Annotated in this window: 22 protein-coding genes; 8 read left to right on the forward strand and 14 right to left on the reverse strand. The window is 67.6% G+C overall.

Features of this window, described 5'->3' with window-relative positions; genetic code table 11:
- The first annotated feature begins 25 nt into the window (after nt 1-25).
- Nucleotides 26-571: a DUF3859 domain-containing protein gene (locus MAA8898_RS17330; RefSeq protein WP_094022281.1), complete on the forward strand. Its 546-nt coding sequence runs from the start codon at nt 26-28 to the stop codon at nt 569-571.
- Nucleotides 572-682: 111 nt separating this feature from the next.
- On the opposite strand, the gene MAA8898_RS17335 is transcribed toward MAA8898_RS17330, so the two are convergent.
- The 5 genes from MAA8898_RS17335 to pobA form a co-directional block, all read right to left on the reverse strand.
- A complete protein-coding gene (locus MAA8898_RS17335; protein ID WP_094022282.1) occupies nt 683-1,513 on the reverse strand; it encodes a 3-oxoadipate:acetyl-CoA acetyltransferase in 831 nt (276 codons plus the stop codon).
- A gap of 104 nt (nt 1,514-1,617) precedes the next feature.
- Nucleotides 1,618-2,238, reverse strand: coding sequence for a protocatechuate 3,4-dioxygenase subunit alpha (gene pcaG / locus MAA8898_RS17340; RefSeq protein WP_094022283.1), 621 nt, complete (start codon nt 2,236-2,238; stop codon nt 1,618-1,620).
- A 61-nt stretch (nt 2,239-2,299) separates the two neighbouring features.
- Nucleotides 2,300-3,028, reverse strand: a complete 729-nt coding sequence (gene pcaH, locus MAA8898_RS17345) for a protocatechuate 3,4-dioxygenase subunit beta (RefSeq protein WP_094022284.1) — start codon at nt 3,026-3,028, stop codon at nt 2,300-2,302.
- Between the two features lie 12 nt (nt 3,029-3,040).
- Entirely contained in the window at nt 3,041-3,442 is a 402-nt protein-coding gene (gene pcaC, locus MAA8898_RS17350) for a 4-carboxymuconolactone decarboxylase (RefSeq protein WP_094022285.1), read from the reverse strand.
- Nucleotides 3,443-3,482: 40 nt separating this feature from the next.
- Complete coding sequence (gene pobA, locus MAA8898_RS17355) at nt 3,483-4,661, reverse strand: 4-hydroxybenzoate 3-monooxygenase (RefSeq protein WP_094022286.1); 1,179 nt, start codon at nt 4,659-4,661, stop codon at nt 3,483-3,485.
- A gap of 92 nt (nt 4,662-4,753) precedes the next feature.
- Between pobA and pcaQ the strand changes: the two genes are divergently transcribed.
- From pcaQ to MAA8898_RS17375, 4 genes are all read left to right on the forward strand, one after another.
- Nucleotides 4,754-5,677, forward strand: coding sequence for a pca operon transcription factor PcaQ (gene pcaQ, locus MAA8898_RS17360; RefSeq protein ID WP_094022287.1), 924 nt, complete (start codon nt 4,754-4,756; stop codon nt 5,675-5,677).
- A gap of 184 nt (nt 5,678-5,861) precedes the next feature.
- Nucleotides 5,862-6,362 carry a type III secretion system chaperone family protein gene (locus tag MAA8898_RS17365; protein ID WP_094022288.1) on the forward strand — a complete coding sequence of 167 codons (501 nt, stop codon included), beginning with the start codon at nt 5,862-5,864 and terminating at the stop codon, nt 6,360-6,362.
- 210 nt (nt 6,363-6,572) lie between these two features.
- Entirely contained in the window at nt 6,573-7,385 is an 813-nt protein-coding gene (proC, locus tag MAA8898_RS17370; RefSeq protein ID WP_094022289.1) for a pyrroline-5-carboxylate reductase, read from the forward strand.
- Nucleotides 7,378-7,716: a tRNA-binding protein gene (locus MAA8898_RS17375; protein ID WP_094022290.1), complete on the forward strand. Its 339-nt coding sequence runs from the start codon at nt 7,378-7,380 to the stop codon at nt 7,714-7,716. The genes proC and MAA8898_RS17375 overlap by 8 nt, the downstream gene beginning before the upstream one ends.
- Here the strand turns inward: MAA8898_RS17375 and MAA8898_RS17380 are convergent.
- Complete coding sequence (locus MAA8898_RS17380) at nt 7,713-7,958, reverse strand: hypothetical protein (protein WP_094022291.1); 246 nt, start codon at nt 7,956-7,958, stop codon at nt 7,713-7,715. The two genes, MAA8898_RS17375 and MAA8898_RS17380, sit on opposite strands and share 4 nt — an antisense overlap.
- A gap of 101 nt (nt 7,959-8,059) precedes the next feature.
- On the opposite strand from MAA8898_RS17380, the gene MAA8898_RS17385 reads away from it, so the two are divergent.
- Nucleotides 8,060-9,178, forward strand: coding sequence for a beta-ketoacyl-ACP synthase III (locus MAA8898_RS17385; protein ID WP_094022292.1), 1,119 nt, complete (start codon nt 8,060-8,062; stop codon nt 9,176-9,178).
- Here MAA8898_RS17385 and MAA8898_RS17390 read toward each other — a convergent pair.
- From MAA8898_RS17390 to MAA8898_RS17400, 3 genes are all read right to left on the reverse strand, one after another.
- On the reverse strand, nt 9,142-10,458 hold the full coding sequence (locus tag MAA8898_RS17390; protein ID WP_094022293.1) for an MFS transporter: 1,317 nt from the start codon (nt 10,456-10,458) through the stop codon (nt 9,142-9,144). The two genes, MAA8898_RS17385 and MAA8898_RS17390, sit on opposite strands and share 37 nt — an antisense overlap.
- A gap of 203 nt (nt 10,459-10,661) precedes the next feature.
- Nucleotides 10,662-11,291: an MSMEG_1061 family FMN-dependent PPOX-type flavoprotein gene (locus MAA8898_RS17395; RefSeq protein ID WP_094022294.1), complete on the reverse strand. Its 630-nt coding sequence runs from the start codon at nt 11,289-11,291 to the stop codon at nt 10,662-10,664.
- 128 nt (nt 11,292-11,419) lie between these two features.
- Nucleotides 11,420-12,007, reverse strand: coding sequence for a thymidine kinase (locus tag MAA8898_RS17400; protein ID WP_094022295.1), 588 nt, complete (start codon nt 12,005-12,007; stop codon nt 11,420-11,422).
- Nucleotides 12,008-12,211: 204 nt separating this feature from the next.
- Between MAA8898_RS17400 and MAA8898_RS17405 the strand changes: the two genes are divergently transcribed.
- Nucleotides 12,212-12,676 carry a hypothetical protein gene (locus MAA8898_RS17405; protein ID WP_094022296.1) on the forward strand — a complete coding sequence of 155 codons (465 nt, stop codon included), beginning with the start codon at nt 12,212-12,214 and terminating at the stop codon, nt 12,674-12,676.
- Nucleotides 12,677-12,723: 47 nt separating this feature from the next.
- On the opposite strand, the gene paaK is transcribed toward MAA8898_RS17405, so the two are convergent.
- Entirely contained in the window at nt 12,724-14,028 is a 1,305-nt protein-coding gene (gene paaK / locus MAA8898_RS17410) for a phenylacetate--CoA ligase PaaK (protein WP_094022297.1), read from the reverse strand.
- A 24-nt stretch (nt 14,029-14,052) separates the two neighbouring features.
- Entirely contained in the window at nt 14,053-14,508 is a 456-nt protein-coding gene (paaI, locus tag MAA8898_RS17415; RefSeq protein WP_094022298.1) for a hydroxyphenylacetyl-CoA thioesterase PaaI, read from the reverse strand.
- A gap of 112 nt (nt 14,509-14,620) precedes the next feature.
- Here paaI and MAA8898_RS17420 point away from each other — a divergent pair, with 112 nt between their 5' ends.
- A complete protein-coding gene (locus tag MAA8898_RS17420) occupies nt 14,621-14,962 on the forward strand; it encodes a DUF2794 domain-containing protein (RefSeq protein ID WP_094022299.1) in 342 nt (113 codons plus the stop codon).
- 104 nt (nt 14,963-15,066) lie between these two features.
- Here MAA8898_RS17420 and speB read toward each other — a convergent pair whose 3' ends face one another.
- The 3 genes from speB to MAA8898_RS17435 form a co-directional block, all read right to left on the reverse strand.
- On the reverse strand, nt 15,067-16,026 hold the full coding sequence (gene speB, locus MAA8898_RS17425) for an agmatinase (RefSeq protein ID WP_094022300.1): 960 nt from the start codon (nt 16,024-16,026) through the stop codon (nt 15,067-15,069).
- A gap of 159 nt (nt 16,027-16,185) precedes the next feature.
- On the reverse strand, nt 16,186-17,040 hold the full coding sequence (locus tag MAA8898_RS17430; protein ID WP_094022301.1) for a C40 family peptidase: 855 nt from the start codon (nt 17,038-17,040) through the stop codon (nt 16,186-16,188).
- Nucleotides 17,040-18,425 (reverse strand): leucyl aminopeptidase family protein, encoded by a 1,386-nt coding sequence (locus MAA8898_RS17435; protein WP_094022302.1) that lies wholly within the window; start codon nt 18,423-18,425, stop codon nt 17,040-17,042. The genes MAA8898_RS17430 and MAA8898_RS17435 overlap by 1 nt, the downstream gene beginning before the upstream one ends.
- Between the last annotated feature and the right edge of the window lie 35 nt (nt 18,426-18,460).

Raw genomic sequence — 18,460 nt, forward strand, 5'->3', positions numbered from 1 at the left:
CCACCCCGACGGGAGAAAAGACGACATGTTAGCAAGACTGGTTCCCCCCCTGCTCGCCCTTCTGTCCGCCGCGACGGCCGCCGCGTCCGAGGTCGGCGCCTTTGTCGAGCCGCCCTTGGTGCTCGAGTCCTCCGGCGTGATCTGCGAAGTGGAACTGCAAGGCACCCGCCCCGCGCCAGAGACGCTGTCCGGCACGCTGAACCTGATCGACCAGGACCGCGCGATCGACGTGGACTCGCTGCTGGTGCCGGCCGAGATCGGCCTCAGCTTTGGCATCCGCACGACTTTGACGCCGGGGGCATCGGTGCCCGAGGTGACGGTGATCGTGATCCATCCGCCGATGGGGCCGGATGGTGTCACGACCGAGCGGTGGTCAGCGGCGATGAACTTTGGCGAACCCTCGCTGAACCTCTTCACCTTCGAACATGACTACGAACTGGTCGAGGGCGCCTGGTTGTTCAAGCTGGAATTCGAAGGCCGGACGCTGTTGCAGCAGCCCTTCGAGGTGACGGCCCCGGGCAGCGTTCCGGCGGTGCAGAAAGCGTGTTTCGCCGCCGAGGTCATCTCCTGACACCACACCGTGGGCAGATCCCGCCCCGGGCCTGACCCGGGACCGCCTGCCCTCCGTCCCAGTGCGCAGGGCGGGGTTACCCCGCCACGCCGCCACCCAAACCAGACCGCCTCAGGCCGGCCGCAACCCCAGTATCTCGCGCGCCTGTTGCCAAGTGGCGACGGGACGCTCGTATTTCTCGCACAGGGCGACAGCCCGCTGCACCAGCGCCGCGTTCGACGGCGCGAGGCGCTGCTTGTCCCAGCGCACGTTGTCCTCCAGCCCCGTCCGCGTGTGGCCCCCGGCGGCGATGCACCATTCGTTGACCTCGACCTGGTGCCGCCCGATCCCGGCCGCGCACCACTCGGCCTCCGGCGCCAGCCGCTGCACCGTCTTGATGTAGTAGTCAAAGACGTCGCGGTCGCAGGGCATCGCGTTCTTTACCCCCATGACGAACTGCACATACAGCTTGCCCGAGATGCGCCCGTCGCGGTTCATCTCGGCCGCCTTGAAGATGTGCGACAAGTCGAAGGCCTCGATCTCGGGCTTGACCTCGTAGGTGCGCATCTCGGAGGCCAGCCAGTCCACCAGGTCCGGCGGATTTTCGTAGACCCGGGTCGGAAAGTTGTTCGAGCCCACGGACAGCGAGGCCATGTCGGGCCGCAGCGGCAGCATCCCGCCCCGCGCCTGCCCTGCGCCCGACCGCCCGCCGGTCGACAGCTGGATGATCATGCCCGGGCAGTGCCGTTTCAGCCCCTCGACAAGGCGGGCAAAGCGGTCCGGGTCCGAGGTGGTGGATCCGTCATCGTTGCGCACATGGCAATGCGCGATGCTGGCGCCGGCCTCGAAGGCGGCCTGCGTGCTTTCGACCTGTTCCTCGACGGTGATCGGAACGGCGGGGTTGTCGGATTTCTGCGGCACCGACCCGGTGATCGCGACGCAGATGATGCAGGGTTTGGTCATGGCGGGCTCCCATGGCGCCGGCGCAAGGGCCGGTCAGGACAGAGGTGGGTATTTTTCCAGAGAAGAAGCCGGGGAGGCGGTTCTCCGCCCCGGCCCCTCGGCTGTCAGATGTCGAAGAAGACGGTTTCATCCTCGCCCTGCAGGCGGATGTCGAAGCGGTAAACCACCTTGCCGTCCTTCTCGGTGCGCTTCGCGATCAGGGTGCCGCGGCGGCGTTCCCATTCGATCAGGTTCAGCACCGGGTCGCTGGCGTTGGCCTCCCCTTCGTCGTCGAAGTAGAGCCGGGTGTTCAGCCCGACATTGATGCCGCGCGCGACGATCCACAGGGTGATGTGCGGCGCCTGCGTGGTGGGGTTGCGCCCCGGCACCTTGCCCGGCTTGACGGTGTCGAACCCCCATTCGCCGGTGGCGAAATCGGTGATCACCCGGCCCCAGCCGCGAAACCCCTCCTCGACCGCACCGCCGCCTTCGGGATGCGCGTAGATGCCCGCCGCATTGGCCTGCCAGGCCTCCAGCATGACGTCCTTGACCGGCGAGCCGGTGCCATCGATCACCAAGCCTTCGATGCGGATGCGCTCTCCGGCGGCGTTCGGCCCGGCGATGTCCCAGCCCAGCTCGCGTTCGTAGATGTCGAAGCCCGCCGCGCCAGGGGCGAGGCCGATATGCACGTAGGGACCGGCGGTCTGCGAGGGGGTTTCCTTGAGGTAGTCGAGTTTCTGGACCATGGTCATTCTCCTTGCGCCTCTTCCGGGCGGAAAACCGGCTCCCACTTTTCCTGAAGATGCATCAGTTCCCCTCCAGCCGGTTTTCGAACAGTGTCGAGCGGCGGCCGCGCAGGACGATGTCGAACTTGTAGGCGATGGTGTCCAGCGGGATGGTCGCGTTCATGTCCAGCAGGGCAATCAGGCTGTCGATGGCCTCCTGGCTGGGGATGGTCTGCACGATCGGGCATTTCGGGATCAGCGGATCGCCCTCGAAATAGACCTGTGAGATCAGCCGCTGGGCAAAGCTGGTGCCAAAGACCGAGACGTGGATATGCGCCGGCCGCCAGGAGTTGACGTAGTTGCGCCAGGGGTAGGCGCCCGGCTTGATCGTGCGGAAATAGTAGTAGCCGTTCTCGTCTGTCAGGGTCCGCCCGCAGCCGCCAAAGTTGGGGTCGATCGGCGCGAGGTAGGTGTCCTTTTTGTGCCGGTAGCGTCCACCCGCGTTGGCCTGCCAGATCTCGACCAGCGTGTTGGGCACCGGGCGGGCGTTCTCGTCCAGCACCCGTCCGTGCAGGATGATCCGCTCACCGATCGCGCTCTCGCCCGGCTGCGCGTAGTTGTAGATCAGGTCGCGGTCCATCTCGTCGATGTCGTTGTGACCAAAGACCGGGCCGGTGATCTCCGAAACCGTGTTCTCCAGGCTGATCAGCGAATATTGCGGCGAGCGCGCGACGCTGGTCTTGTACCTGGGGTCATGGGCCGGGGGGTGGCGCTGCCGGTCCCGCTGGTAGAATTCGCCTTGTTTCGGCATCTCGGTCTCTCCTCACGTGTCCCCGGACGCGGCGCCGCTCTCGGCGTCCATCTCGGCATAGGTCTGCTTGGCCAGTTTCAGCGCGTGGTTGGCGCGCGGCACACCGGCATAGATCGCCACGTGCTGAAACGCCTCCAGCACGTCGGTCCGGCTGGCCCCGGTGCGCGCCGTGGCGCGGATGTGCATCGGGATTTCCTCGAAGTTGCCCAAGGCCGCCAGCAGCGCCAGCGTCAACATCGAACGTTCGCGGTCGCTGATCCCGTCCGAGGCCCAGACCGTGCCCCAGGCGGTTTCGGTGATCATGGTCTGGAAGGGCGTGTCAAAGGGCGTCCTGGCGGCCTCGGCGCGGTCGACGTGGGCGTCGCCCAGAACGTGGCGGCGCACTTTCATCCCGGTGTCGTAACGGTCGGTCATTCTGTCCTCCGGTCGGGCCGGGCGCGCAGGGCGGCGCGCCTCAGTATGGCAGGCCGACGTAGTTGATGGCCAGCGTGGCCTGCGCGGCCTCGGTCTGGGCCAGGTGTTCGATCTCGGCGCGCTGGATGCGCAGCTCGTAGGGGTCGGTGTCGGGGAAACGGTGCAGCAGCTTGGTCATCCACCAGCTGAAGCGCTGCGTCTTCCAGACCCGCGCCAGCGCCTGTTCCGAGTAGCGGCCCAGTGCCTGCGCATATTGCTCCAGGTAGCGCGCGCGCAGCGCCTGGTGCAGGTAGTGGACGTCGCTGGCGGCGGTGTTCAGCCCCTTGGCGCCGGTCGGCGGCACGATGTGCGCGGCGTCCCCGGCCAGGAACAGGCGGCCATACTGCATCGGCTCGCAGACAAAGCTGCGCAGCGGCGCGATGCTTTTTTCGATCGACGGCCCCATTTCGATGGTCTCGGCGAAACTGGCCGGGATGCGGCGGCGCAACTCGTCCCAGAAATCCGTGTCGGACCAGTCTTCGGGCCGGTCTGTCAGCGGCGCCTGCACGTAGTAGCGCGACAGCCGGTCGTTGCGCATGGAACACAGGGCAAAGCCGCGCTCGGAATTGGCATAGATCAATTCGTGGTGCACGGGGGCGGTTTCCGACAGGATGCCCAGCCAGCCAAAGGGGTAGACCCGTTCGAACTCCTGCCGCTTGTCCGCCGGGATCGCCTGGCGCGACACGCCGCGAAAGCCGTCGCAGCCGGCGATGTAGTCGCAGGCGATCTGCTTGCGCTGGCCGTCGTGGGTGAAACTGACGGTGCAGCCCGCGTCGCCGTCCAGCGCGGCGTTGCCGATCTCCACGTCCTCGACCCCGTGCAGGGTCAGCCCGCCGGTGGCGCCGCGGGCGTCGTAGAGGTCGCGCGTCACCTCGGTCTGGCCGTAGACCATGACGGGCGTGTCGGTGTGCTTGCGGAAGTCGACGCGCACCTGGAGGTTTTCAAAGGCCAGCACGGTGCCGTCGTGCGGATAGCCCAGCGTATCCATGCGGGTGGCGACCTTCGCCTGCTCCAGCAGGCGCAAAAAGCCCTGTTCGAGCACCCCGGCCCGGATGCGCGACAGCACGTGGTCGCGCGACCGGCGCTCCAGCACGACAGCCTCGATCCCGCTGTGGTGCAGCAGTTGCGCCAGCAACAGGCCGGACGGGCCGCCGCCGATGATACAAACCTGGGTGCGCATGGGCTCCTCCCTTTGGGCGCCATCTAGGCTGACGGATTTGGGCATGTAAAATGACGCTTTCGCCGATATACTTGTCGAAAAAGGAAAACGTGATGTTGGACCGCCGGATCAAGCTGCGCCACCTGGAGGCGGTGACCGCCATTGCACGCCAGGGCAGCCTCAAGGAGGCCTGTTTGGAACTGAACCTGACGCAGCCCGCGCTGTCAAAGACCCTCAAGGAATTGGAACAGGTGCTGGGCGCGGCGCTGATGATCCGCGACCGGGGCGGCGTTCGGCTGACGCCGGAGGGCGAGGTCTTTCTCGAGTTCGCGGGCCAGAGCCTGGCCGCGCTGCGCCGGGGCGTGGCCGGGGTGGCAGAGGTGCGCGCGGGCGGGGGTGAGGTGCTGCGCGTGGGATCGCTGCCCAGCGTTGCGGTGCGGCTGATGCCGCGCGTGGTGGCCCGCTTTCGCCAGTTGTCGCCCGCGACGCTGCTGGTGCTGCGCGACGGCACGCATGGCGCGCTGACGCGGGAACTGCTGGCCGGGTCGCTGGACCTGGTGATCGGGCGCATGGGCGCGCCCGACATGATGGCGGGCGTGTCCTTTACCCAGCTCTACCAGGAGACGGTGGTTTGCGTGGCCCGCGCCGGGCATCCGCTGCTGGAAAGGCCCGGGCTGGCGCCGCAGGACCTTGCGGCCTGGCCCGTACTCTACCCGCCCGAAGGGTCGGCGATCCGGCCACTGGTGGACCGCTGGTGCCTGGCGCAGGGGCTGGGGCCGTTCCGCGACCGGATCGACTGCGTCTCTGGCGCGTTCGGGCGGCGGTTCCTGCGCATGTCGGACGCGCTGTGGTTCATCTCCGAAGGCGTGGTCGCGCCGGAAATCGCCGATGGCGCGCTGGCTGCGCTGCCGTTGGACCTGGGGCTTACGGCCGGTCCCGTGGGGCTGATGACCCGGCCGGAAAGCACCGCCTCGCGCAGCCGCCAGCTGTTTGAAAGGGCGCTGCGACACGAAGCAGGGGCTTTACCCAGATCATGAGCACGAATCGGACGCGTCCACAACTTAATGAGGTTATCCTCAATTTATTGCTTTACACAGCCCCCCGGGGACAGGCACCATATGTTGTAAGGGCCCTCGGGGATGCCCGCAGGCCCTAGAGCAGGCAGCAAGCGCTGGGGGCATTTCAGTCCAACAGCGCCATAACCAAAAAAGGGGTGTCACCATGGCCCTGTCCGAGCAGTATCTGACCGACGATATCCACCCGATCGACCTGGTTGAGCATATCGCCGAATACAACGACTGGGACTTCGAGCGGGTCGCGGATGACCAGATCGCGATGGCCGTCGAAGGGCAGTGGCGGACCTACTCCATCACCCTGGCCTGGTCGCACTACGACGAGACATTGCGCATGATCTGCACCTTCGAGATGGAGCCACCCGAGGCCAAGCTGCCCGCGCTCTACGAAGGGCTGAACGCGATCAACGACCAGTGCTGGGCCGGCGCCTTCAGCTACTGGGCGGCGCAAAAGCTGATGGTCTACAAGTACGGGCTGGTGCTGGCGGGCGGCAACGTGGCCAGCGCCGAGCAGATCGACACCATGATCGGCGCCGCCGTGACCGCGTCCGAACGCTATTACCCTGCGTTCCAGCTGATGGTCTGGACCGACAAGACACCCAAGGACGCCTTGCAGATCGCGATCGCCGAGGCCTACGGGCGCGCCTGATCGCGTACCGGGCATGAGGGCGCTGCCCCCGTCGCGCCGAGCGCGACTCCCCCGGAGATAATTGACCCAAGACGAAGCAGGGGCGGCGCGACGGCGGCGCCCCTGCTTCTGGTGAACGGTGTCCGCGCGGCATTCTTGGGTGGCCCCGTGTTGCCCCGCGCGCGCGGCTTGCCTAGTGTCCCGCCAACACGGACACGAGAAGGGGATACCATGCAGGACGGCGAACTGGCGCGGCGCGGGCTGGCGCTGCTGGGATGCGGCAAGATGGGGTCGGCGATGCTGGCAGGCTGGCTGGCACGCGGGCTGCCGGCGGGGTCGGTGCGGGTGCAGGACCCAAATCCCTCGGACTGGCTGAAGGCGCAGGGGGTGCACATCAACGAGGGCTTTGGCGACGCGCCGGCGGTGGTGCTGATCGCGGTCAAACCGCAGGTCATGGGTGAAGCGCTGCCGGCGCTGAAGGCCTTGCCGAAGGGCGGAACGCTGTTCGTCTCGGTCGCGGCGGGCATCCCGATGGCGACCTACGAGGCGCACCTGAGCACGGTGCCCATCGTGCGCGCCATGCCGAACACGCCGGCCGCGGTGGGCAAGGGGATCACGGCGATTGTCGGCAACCGCGCGAGCAGCGCAGCACATCTGGACCTGGCCGAGGCGTTGCTGCGCGCGGTGGGCGAGGTCGTGCGGCTGGAGTCCGAGGCGCAGATGGACGCGGTGACCGGGGTCAGCGGATCGGGCCCGGCCTACGTGTTCCACATGATCGAATGCCTGGCGGCAGCGGGCGAGGCCGAGGGGCTGGCGCCCGACCTCGCCCTGGCGCTGGCGCGGGCGACCGTGGCGGGCGCAGGCGCGCTGGCGATGGAGACGGGCGAGGACCCTGCACAACTGCGGCGCAACGTGACCTCGCCCAACGGCACCACGCAGGCCGGGCTGGCGGTGCTGATGGACGCGGACAAGGGCCTGCCGCCGCTGATGCATGCCACCGTGGCCGCGGCGACGCGCCGGTCCAAGGAGCTGGCCAATGGCTGAGATCAGCTATGACGATTTCCTGAAGGTCGACATCCGCCTCGGCACCGTGGTGCGGGCCGAGCCGTTCCCCGAGGCGCGCAAGCCTGCCATCAAGCTGTGGATCGATTTCGGCCCCGAAATCGGCGAAAAGAAAAGCTCGGCCCAGATCACGGTGCACTACGAGCCCGAGCGCCTCGTCGGCAAGCAGGTCATGGCGGTGGTGAACTTTCCGCCGCGCCAGATCGGGCCGATGAAATCCGAGGTGCTGGTGCTGGGCGTGTCCGATGCGGACGGCGCCATCGTGTTGATCGGGCCGGACCTGGCCGCGCCGAACGGGTCGCGGATGCACTAGATCTCGGGTCCGTTCGGGTCAGGCATCAGCCCGTCCTTTTTGTGCACCTTGTAGAGCGGGTCGCGCGTCTTGATGCGCTTCGAGATGATCCGCGCGCTGGGCCATGCCAGGGCGAAACCGATCACGGCGGCGGTACCGATCGCGATCCAGTTATACCAGCCGAAGCTGAAGAAGGTGACGATGAGCGTGCCCGTGATGGTGCTGCCGCTCATCAGGGTCAGAAACAGCGAGAGACGGTCCATGTCGAGCCTCCTTTCCGTGAGAGAAACGCACCGCTCCGGGGGGCGGTTCCCTTGACCTCGGGCCCGGCTTGGGCTTCGGTCGATGGCAGGAGGACGCCGCCATGACCACGCCCGCAATCACCGGCCACGGGGTGTTCACCCCAGCACTCAGCATCACGAACGAAGAGCTGGTGGTGGCGTTCAACGCCTATGCCGACAGCTGGAACGCCGAACATGGCGCCGAGATCGCCTCGGGCGAGGTCGAGCCGATGACCCATTCCAGCGCCGACTTCATCCTGTCGGCCTCGGGGATCGAGCGGCGTTTCGTCATGGACAAGGACGGCGTGCTGAACCCCGCGCGCATGTACCCGCGCCTGCCCGCACGGCCGGACGAGGCACCGGGGATCATGGCCGAGATGGCGGTGGACGCCTGCACCAAGGCGCTGGAAATGGCCGGACGGACCGGCGCGGAGGTGGACCTGGTGATCTGCGCCGCCTCCAACCACGAACGCGCCTATCCCGCCATCGCCATCGAGATCCAGCAGCTGCTGGGCGCTCGCGGCTTTGCCTTCGACATGAACGTGGCCTGTTCCTCGGCCACCTTCGGCATCCAGGCGGCGGCGGACATGATCCGCGCGGGCAGCGCGCGGCGCGCCCTGGTGGTCAACCCCGAGATCTGCTCGGGTCACCTGGAATGGCGCGACCGGGACTGCCATTTCATCTTTGGCGACGTCTGCACCGCCGTCCTGCTGGAACCGTCTGACGACGCGACGGGCGCGCGCTGGGACATCGTTTCGACCCGCTGTGCGACGCAGTTTTCCAACAACATCCGCAACAACAACGGCTTCCTCCGCCGGGCGCACGACCAGATGGAAGACCGCCGCGACATGCAGTTCATGCAGAACGGGCGCAAGGTCTTCAAGGAGGTGCTGCCGCTGGTGTCCGACCACATCCTGGGCCACCTGGAGGACAGGGGCTGGAACGCGGACCAGCTGAAACGCCTCTGGCTGCACCAGGCCAACAAGACGATGAACGATTTCATCGGCAAGAAGGTGCTGGGCCGCGTGCCGGAGCCGGGCGAACAGCCCAACATCCTGCAAGATTACGCCAACACCTCGTCCGCCGGGTCGATCATCGCCTTTTCGATCCATTCCGGCGACCTGCAACCGGGCGACCGCGGGGTGATCTGTTCCTTTGGCGCGGGTTATTCCGTGGGCTCGGTCCTGCTGGAGCGGGCCTGAGCGGCGTCTTCCTCGGCCATCGCCTCCTCGAGCGAGCCACCTTCCTCCTCGCCCTCGGCCAGCACCATGGTTTCGGGCGTCGCGGCCTTGGCCGGGATGGTGATCTGGAACCCCTTCTTGGTCTTGTCCTTGTCCTTGACCGCCGCGCGCTTGGTGATCCGGCGCAGGGTGTAAAGGATCATCACCACGTGGCCCACCACGGTGGTCAGGAACAGGCCCTGCGCCCCGGTCTGCCCCATGGCGACACCGGCGATCAGCGGACCGATGATGTTGCCCACGCCAAAGACCATGAGCAGCCCGCCCGAGACCTGGATCGCGGTGCCCTGGGGCGCGTGGTCGTTCGCGTGGGCAATCAGGATCGGGTACATCGAATAGATTGCCGCACCGAACACCGACACCAGGATCAGGTTGGTCAGCTGGTCCTGCGGCGTGGCGAACAGAAAGCCCAGGTCGGCAGCCAGCGCGACGACCGCGACCAGGACCAGCACCTTGCGCCGGTCCATCCGGTCGGAGGCATAGCCAACCGGGATCTGCGCCAGCGCCCCGGCCAGCACCGGGATGGAGGAAAACAGCGCGATGGCCGACAGCGTGAGCCCGACCTGTCCGGCATAGACCGCCGCCAGCGTGCCGAAGGAACCGTTTGAGATGCCGACAAGGAAACACGCCGCCACCGCCACCGGGGAGTTGCGCCAGAGCAGCGGCAGGTTCAGCCGCACCGAGGTCAGCGGCGCGGGCGAGGCCGAGGTCGACAGCGCCGTAGGCACCAGCGCCAGAGAATAGACGATGGCGGCGACGGCAAAGAACAGAAAGCCCGAGGCATCGCCCAGCGCAATGGCCATCTGGCCCGCCGTCGTCGCGCCCAGGTTGACCATTGTGTAGATGCCGAAGATGCGCCCGCGGTTCTGCGGGTTGGCGCGGTCGGACAGCCAGCTTTCGACGATCATCGCCGCCCCGGCAAAGCAGAAACCGGACACCGCGCGCACCGGGATCCAGACCTCGGGGCGCACGACCAGCGCCTGAAGCAGGATCGCGACGGCGGCAAAGGCGCACATGACCCCGAAGGTGCGGATGTGTCCGACCGATCCCACCATGCGCGGCACGTAGAGGCAGCCCAGAACGTAGCCCACCGCCCAGCCGGTGCCGAGCAGGCCCAGCGAGGTGGACGAAAACCCTTCGGCCACGCCGCGCACCGGCAGGATGAGGCTGTGCATCCCTCCGGCAAACAGCAGGAGGGCGGAGCCGAAAAGAAGCGCGCTGACGGGGAAAAGCTGTCTGATCATCGTGGCAGGGTAGAGGAACGGGACAAAGCTGCAAGGGGTGGCAGCAACACCTCGGCACCCGAACAGCCCGCGAATGGGCCTGCAAGCAAGGGCCGCGTGCGGCGGCCTGCGCAGCGGTCGCCCGGTCCCGAACGGGCTTGCCTTCAGGTCCGGGCGCAGGGCGACATGCGCGGCATCCGGCAGGACGCACGGCCACGTCCCGTTCAGTAAAGCCGTGTGGCCGCGTCGTTGTCGTGGATGGCCTGCACCTCGTCCAGCGTCCGGTCGGTGTCCACCGCCGCCTTGACCCACTGGGCCAGTGTCGGCACGCCGTCGAGCACGGGCCAGAGGTCCGGCGCCCAGAGCCGCGCGCGGGTGGACGACTTGGAACAATGCATGAAGGCCTGCGCCACCTGCACCACCAGCACGAGGTCCGGCAACCGGCCGTTCACGGCATGACGGGCGCGCAGGTCATGATCGGCGGCGATGCGGCCCGTGCCGGAAATGCGCAGGGTTTCCTTGTAGCCGGGGATCAGGAAGATGAGGCCCAGACCGGGGTTCACCAACAGGTTTTCGAAGGTATCGAGCCGATGGTTGCCAAGGCGGTCGGGAATGATCAGCGTGTGGTCGTCGACCACCTCGACGAACCCGGGCGCATCGCCCCTGGGCGAGACGTCGTGCCGACCGTCGCCACCGACGCTGGAGATCAAAACGTAAGGACAACGCGCGATGAATGCGCGGGCAACATCGTTGAGATGGTCCAGATCCTTGCGGCTTGCGTTGCCTTCCCAGTGTTCGTTGATCTCGCGCAGGCGGTCCCGCGTGGTGATTTCGTCCTTCAGGGCGAACGGCATGGCGGTGTCTCCTTTTCCGACGGAGACAGGCTAGGGGAAGTTGCGCCAATTCCCCAAGGCAATTGCCCGGAGCGGCGGCATTTCCCTTGCCGCCGGGCCTGGTCCTCGCGTGGCGTCGATGCCCCGGCTCAGCCCGCGGCGTCGCCCATTTCCTCGCGCCAGTGCCGCCGGCAGAGGCTGACGTAGGTCTCGTTGCCACCGATCTGCACCTGCGCGCCGTCGGTCAGCGTCTTGCCGTCCGCGTCCTGCCGCACCACCATCGTGGCCTTGCGGCCGCAATGGCAGATCGTGCGGACTTCGCGCAGCGTGTCGGCCAGCGCCAGCAGCGCCGCCGAGCCCGGAAACAGCGCGCCCCGGAAATCCACCCGCAGCCCGTAGGCCATGACCGGCACGCCGAGGTCATCCACCACCCGCGCCAGTTGCCAGACCTGCGGCCGCGACAGGAACTGCGCCTCGTCGACAAAGATGCAGGCCACCGGACCGCGCGCCATCCGCTCCGAAATCATCGCGAATAGATCGCTGTCCGCCCCGAACACATCCGCCGGGCGGGAAATCCCGATACGCGAACCGATCGCCCCCTGTCCCGCCCGATCGTCCAGTGCGGCGGTCAGCAGGTAGGTGTCCATCCCGCGTTCGTTGTAGTTGTGCGCGGCTTGCAACAGCAGGGTCGACTTGCCAGCGTTCATCGTGGAATAGTGAAAATGCAGCTTGGCCATGGCACGGGTTTGCCGCAGCCCCGCGCCGGGTGCAAGCGCCCCGCGCGCGCCCTGCGTGGCCGCAAGGACACGGTTGACGCTAGGTCAGCCATGACCAGCGGCTTGACCGTGACCGGTTTTGCACATGACATGGTTGCGACAGCCGGGACACGTGGACCGGCCTTGCGCCCCGTGGCGCACAGCCTTGGAAGGCAAGGGGGTGAGATGTCAGTTGTCGGACGCTACCTGAAAAAACACATCGAGGCCCTCGTCAAGGACGTGGGCATCGAGGCCGCCTGTGAACTGACCGGCAAGTCCAAGGCCACGCTGGGGCGCTACTACTCGGACTACCCCGAACACGAAGACCGCTTCATGCCGGTCGATGCGGTGGCCGCGCTCGAAGAGGCGGCGTCTTATCCCCACGTGACCGCCGCGCTGGCGGAGCTGCGCGGCATCCAGCTGCAATTCGGCGAGGAGCACCTCGCCAACAGCCCGCGCAAGGGTGGCGTGAATTCGGACGTGATCGCCCTGTCGCAGCGCTTTGCAGTGCTGATGGCCGAGTACAACACCTCGATCGAGGACGGCGTGATCTCTGCCAACGAGGCCAAGCGCCTGCTGCGCGAGACGGTGGCGCTGCAAAAGGTCCTCATCGACATGAAGCTGCACCTCGAGGACGAAACGATCATCTGACACGCCGCACCAAAGGGACGGTGGGCGGGGCGCGTCGTCCGCCGGCGCTAGTCCTTGGGCCGGTTGTCGACGATCCGCACCGCCTTGCCCTGGCTGCGGGCCACGCCGCCGGGGCCGGACACGTCCACCTTGACCGTGACGCCCACCACCTGCTTGACCTTGGCCGCCAGTTCGCGTCCCGCTTCGTCGCCCAGTTCCACGGTGTCGGGCAGGGTCTCGACCTTGACGCGCATCTCGTCCTTGTGGCCGCTGCGGTTCAGCTCCAGCTGGAAATGCGGCGCCAGCGCCTTGACCGTCATCAGCTGCTCCTCGATCTGCGTCGGGAACACGTTGACGCCGCGCAGGATGATCATGTCGTCCGACCGGCCCGTCACCTTTTCCATGCGTCGCATGCTGCGCGCCGTGCCGGGCCGCAGGCGTGTCAGGTCGCGGGTGCGGTAGCGGATGATCGGAAAGGCTTCCTTGGTCAGCGAGGTAAAGACCAGTTCGCCCATCTCGCCGTCCGGCAGCACCTGGCCGGTCTGCGGGTCGATGATCTCGGGGTAGAAATGGTCCTCCCAGACATGCAGCCCGTCCTTGGTCTCGACGCATTCGTTGGCCACGCCCGGCCCCATGACCTCGGACAGCCCGTAGATGTCGACGGCGTGCATGTCGAAGGCCTCTTCGATCTCCAGCCGCATCGCGTTGGTCCAGGGCTCGGCGCCAAAGATGCCGACCTTCAGCGGAGACAGGCGCGGGTCGCGGCCCTGCTCGTGGTACTCGTCGATGATCGACAGCGCGTAGGACGGCGTGACCGTGATGCCGGTGGCGCCGAAATCCTCGATCAGGCGCACCTGGCGCTGGGTCATCCCGCCGGAGATCGGCACCGTCGCCAGCCCAAGCTTGTCCGCGCCGAGGTGGATGCCCAGGCCCCCGGTGAACAACCCGTAGCCATAGGCATTGTGCAGGATGTCGCCGCGCTTCAGCCCGCTGGCACGCAGGCAGCGCGCCACCACGGTGCCCCAGGTGTCGAGGTCACGCTCGGTATAGCCCACGACCGTCGGCTGCCCCGTCGTGCCCGAGGACGCATGGATGCGGCGCAGCTTTTCCCGCGGCACGGCGAACATGCCAAAGGGGTAGGTCGCGCGCAGGTCGGCCTTCACGGTAAAGGGGAACTTGGCCAGGTCCTCGAGCGAGGTCAGGTCATCCGGATGCACCCCCGCCGCGTCAAAGCTGCTTCGGTAGTACGCGACGTTGTCGTAGGCATGGCGCAGCGACCATTTCATGCGTTCTAGCTGGAGCGCCGAGATTTCATCGCGCGAGGCGATCTCGATCGGGTCGAGGCTGTCTTTTGACGGGGTGAGGTCTTCCATCCTGGTTCCTCCTGGCTGCGGACGTCAGGGGCGGCCCTGGCCGTCTGCGGATGTCTCTTCGGCGAAATGCTGGCCCCGCACGCTGCGCGACAGGCCGCGCATCAGGGCGACGGTGCGGCCGTCATCACCAGTCACGGTCACGTCGTAGACGCCCGAGCGCCCGGCGCGGACCTGTTCCAGCGCTGTCGCCGTCAGGCGCTCGCCCGCGCGGCCGGGGGCGAGAAAGGTGATCTGGTTCTCCTGCGCCACGGTCAGCTGGTTGTAGCTGTTGCAGGCAAAGGCAAAGGCGCTGTCGGCGAGGGTGAAGATGAAACCGCCGTGGCAGATGCCATGGCCGTTGAGGTGGTGCGGCTGGACCTGCATCGACAGGACGGCGCGGCCCGGCGCGATTTCGTCGATCGTCATGCCCATGTGCTGGCTGGCGGCATCACCGGCCCACATGGCCGCGGCCGACCGCGTCGCGCGTTCGTCAGGCGTCATGGCGCTCCTCCCTCGTGGCAGCGACGATGCCCAAAACCGACCGATCGGTCAAGTTATTTCACGCTCCCTCAAAGCCCTTGATTTATGGACCGGAGGGCGCAACTCTGGAGTCATGAACAGCTTGACGCCCTTTCCCGGCAACGGGTCCTCGCAGGATGTCGTCGCCTTTCAGCGCGCCGAGCTGAACGTGATCCTCTCGCTGTATGGTCGCATGGTCGCCGCGGGCGAATGGCGCGACTACGGGATTTCCTCGCTGCGCGAGGTGGCGGTGTTCTCGGTCTTCCGCCGCACCGCCGAACACCCGCTGTACCGGATCGAGAAACGGCCCAAGCTGCGCAGCCGCCAGGGCGAATACGCCGTCATCAGCATGGAAGGCCAGGTGCTGAAGCGCGGCCACGACCTGAAGACCGTGCTGCGCGTGCTGGAACGCAAGCTGATCCGCCCGGTGGACTGAGCCGCCGCCAGCCCCCGAAAGATGACCCGCCGCCCGCGGCCCGTGCGGAGCGCGCGGGTGGGCGGGCGGGGCGCGCTCCGTGCGGGGCGCGGGCGGCGGGCGATTCAGGACTCCGACACCATGGAGCAGAGCATCTCGAACATGATCGACACGCCCAGGAAGGCGGTCGCGCCGCTCTGGTCGAAGGGCGGCGAAACCTCGACCATGTCGGCGCCGACGATGTTCAGCCCGCCCAGCGCGCGGCAGACCTGCAAAGCCTGGTAACTGGTCGGTCCGCCCACCTCGGGCGTGCCGGTGCCGGGGGCAAAGGTCGGGTCGACAAAGTCGATGTCATAGCTGACATAGGTCGGCGCCTGGCCCACCGTTTCGCGCGCCTCCTGCATCACGTCCTGCACGCCACGGTCAAAGAATTCCTCGATGGTGACGATGCGGATGCCGTTGGCCGCGGCGAAATCGCGGTCCTCGCTGTCGTACATCGTGCCGCGGATGCCGATCTGGATCACCCGCTTGGGGTCCAGCAGACCCTCCTCCACGGCGCGCCGGAAGGGCGTGCCATGGGTGTACATCGTGCCGCCGAAATAGCTGTGGAACAGGTCGGTGTGGCTGTCGAAATGGATCATGCCCAGCGGCCCGTCCTTGGCCAGCGCGCGCAGCACAGGTAGCGAGGACAGGTGATCGCCCCCCGCCGTCAGCGGGCGGATTCCGGCCGCGACCAGCTTGCCGTAGAACTCGGTGATGCGGCGCATCGAATCCTGGATGTCCGCCGGGTTCGGACCCACATCGCCCAGGTCGGCGCAATTCACCGTCTCGAAGGGACGCATCCCGGTGACGGCGTGCTGGGCGCGGATCATGGTCGAGGCGTCGCGCAGCTGACGCGGGCCATGGCGCGGGCCGGGGCGGTTGGTGGTGCCGCTGTCCCAGGGCACGCCGACGATCCCGACCTGAACATCGCCAAAGCGGGGATGATCGGCCGCGACATGCGGCAATCGCATGAAGGTCGGCACGCCGGCAAAGCGCGGCAGGTCAAAGCCGGAGACGGGATGGAAGAAGGGATCGGAGGTCATGACGGGCATCCTTGCGGTTTCGGCGCAGCATGGCGCGCGGACGCGCGGGGTCAAGGGGCGCGCGTCGTTTCGGGGCAGGTTTGCGGGGGCTCTGCCCCCATCGCGGCAGGCCGCGATTCCCCCGGGGGATTTGGGCAGAGAAGAAGCCCCGCGCGGTCTTCAGGTCAGGCGTGCATGTCGCGTGACCGGGCCGTCGCCCTGGGCCGCGATGCGGGCAATCGCCCCGGCAATCGGCTCGAAGGCAACCGCCATGTGAAAGGCATTGGCATGGATCAGCGTTTCGGGGTCGGAAACCCAGGCAACGTGCCCTTTCCAGAACATCAGGTCGCCGCGCTGCGGCAATGTACCGGGTGCAAGCGCGGCTCCCATGCTTTCCTGCATGTCGCTGTCGCCGGCACAGTCCCGTCCGCAAGTGTGCAAAGCGATCTGCACCAGCCCGGAGCAATCGATCCCGAAGGCGCTGTTGCCACCCCAAAGGTACGGCGTCCCCAGCAGGCGTTCGGCCACCACCACCGGGTCGGTCTCGGGTTCGTCGAGCGGGGCAAGGTGCTGTCGCGGCACGTAGAGGTCCCTGGGGACCGTCCCGCGTGTCCACGCCACCCGCGCCCATCCATCCACCTCTTCCAGAACCGCCAGCCGGGTGCCCAGCGACAACGGCGTGATCCGGCCCATCGGCTTGAGCCCCGGTGAGGATTTGCCATAGCTCTGCCGCGCGGCGACGCGGTGCGTTTCCGCCTCATCCGGCATCCCGACCAGGTCCGCGGTCTCGACCCAGCCCACGTAGCCATCCCGTTCGGCAAAGCCATAGGCCCAGCCGTCCCGCAGATCGAGCACGCGGAACGCCGCGCCGCGCAGCAACTGGCGGTCGCGGCTGCCCTTTGGCACTGTCAGCAGGTCCGCCAGCGGGACGGCGATCCTGTGTCGTTCGCCGTCGGAATACGTCTCTGCCTCGACCTGCCCGCGCAGCGCGCTGTGGGCGACGCGGCCGTTGAACGGCGTCAGGCGGCGGTCCATCACAGGTCCAGCACCTCCGGCAACGCGCCAAGGATGGCGCGGCCGCCCTGCCCCAGCCCGCCCTTGGGCCGGCCCGGCGCGGCGCTGGGCTGCCAGGCGTAGATGTCGAAATGGGCGTAGCGTTTCGCCTGCGCGGTGAAGCGGCGCAGGAAGAGCGCCGCAGTGATCGACCCGGCAAAGCCGCCGGAGGGGGCGTTGTCCAGGTCGGCGATGCCCGGTTCGATCATCGCCTCGTATGGCGTGTGGAAGGGCATCCGCCAGACCGGGTCCGCCAGCTGCCCGCCCGCCTGCGCCAGGGCTGCGGCCAGCGCTTCGTCATCGGCGTAGAACGGAGCCAGGTCCGGCCCCACCGCCACCCGTGCCGCGCCTGTCAGCGTGGCCATGGAGATCATCAGGTCCGGGGCCTCGTCATCGCCGTAGCTGAGCGCATCGGCCAGCACCAGGCGCCCTTCGGCATCGGTGTTGTTGATCTCCACCGTCAGCCCCTTGCGCGAGGTCAGGATGTCGCCGGGGCGAAAGCTGTTGCCGGCGACGCTGTTTTCCACCGCCGGGATCAGCAGCCGCAGCCGCAGCTTCAGGCCCAGCGTCATGATCGCCTGCGCCAGGCCCAGCGTGTTGGCCGCGCCGCCCATGTCCTTTTTCATCAGGCCCATGGACGCGCCCGGTTTCAGGTTCAGCCCGCCGGTGTCAAAGCAGACGCCCTTGCCGACCAGCGTCAGCAAGGGGCCAGAGGCGCCCCAGCGCAGGTCGATCAGCCGAGGCGCCTGGGCGCTGGCCCGGCCGACCGCGTGGATCATCGGAAAGTTTCGTGCCAGCAGGTCGTCGCCGGTGATGACCTCGATGCTGGCACCATGATCGGCGGCCAGCGCGCGTGCCGCCGCCTCCAGCGCATCGGGCCCCATGTCGGAGGCGGGGGTGTTGACCAGGTCGCGGGTCAGCCATTCCGCGGCGGCCAGGGTTTCGACCCGGCCGGCATCGACGCCCTCGGGCGCGACCAGCGCCCTGGTCACGTCCGACCCGGCGCGGTAGCGGGTGAACTGGTATCCCGTCAGAAGCCAGCCCAGCGACTCGGTCATGGCGCCCCCCTCGGGCAGGCCAGAGGCGATGCGATAGACCCCCGGTGCCAGCGACGGCACGGCACCGGCCAGCGGAAAGCGGTGCCGCGCGCGCTGCGCCGCCGTGCCATAGCCCGCCAATGCAGCGACGGGTGCGCCTTCCGGGCCGGGGATCATCAGCGCCGTGCCCAGCGCCCCGGTAAAGCCGCTGGCCTTGGCCCAGGCCGCAACGGGTGCGGGCTGATCGGCCAGCCAGGGGTCGAGCCCATCTGATTCGATCAGGTGCAGCGGCAGGGCGGCGGTGTCGGGGGCGGCGAAACGGGCGGGCATGGCGGCTCCTGTGTCGGGTCGCGCCCAAGGTATGC

Source organism: Antarctobacter aquimaris, assembly GCF_900184945.1.
GTDB lineage: Bacteria > Pseudomonadota > Alphaproteobacteria > Rhodobacterales > Rhodobacteraceae > Maliponia > Maliponia aquimaris.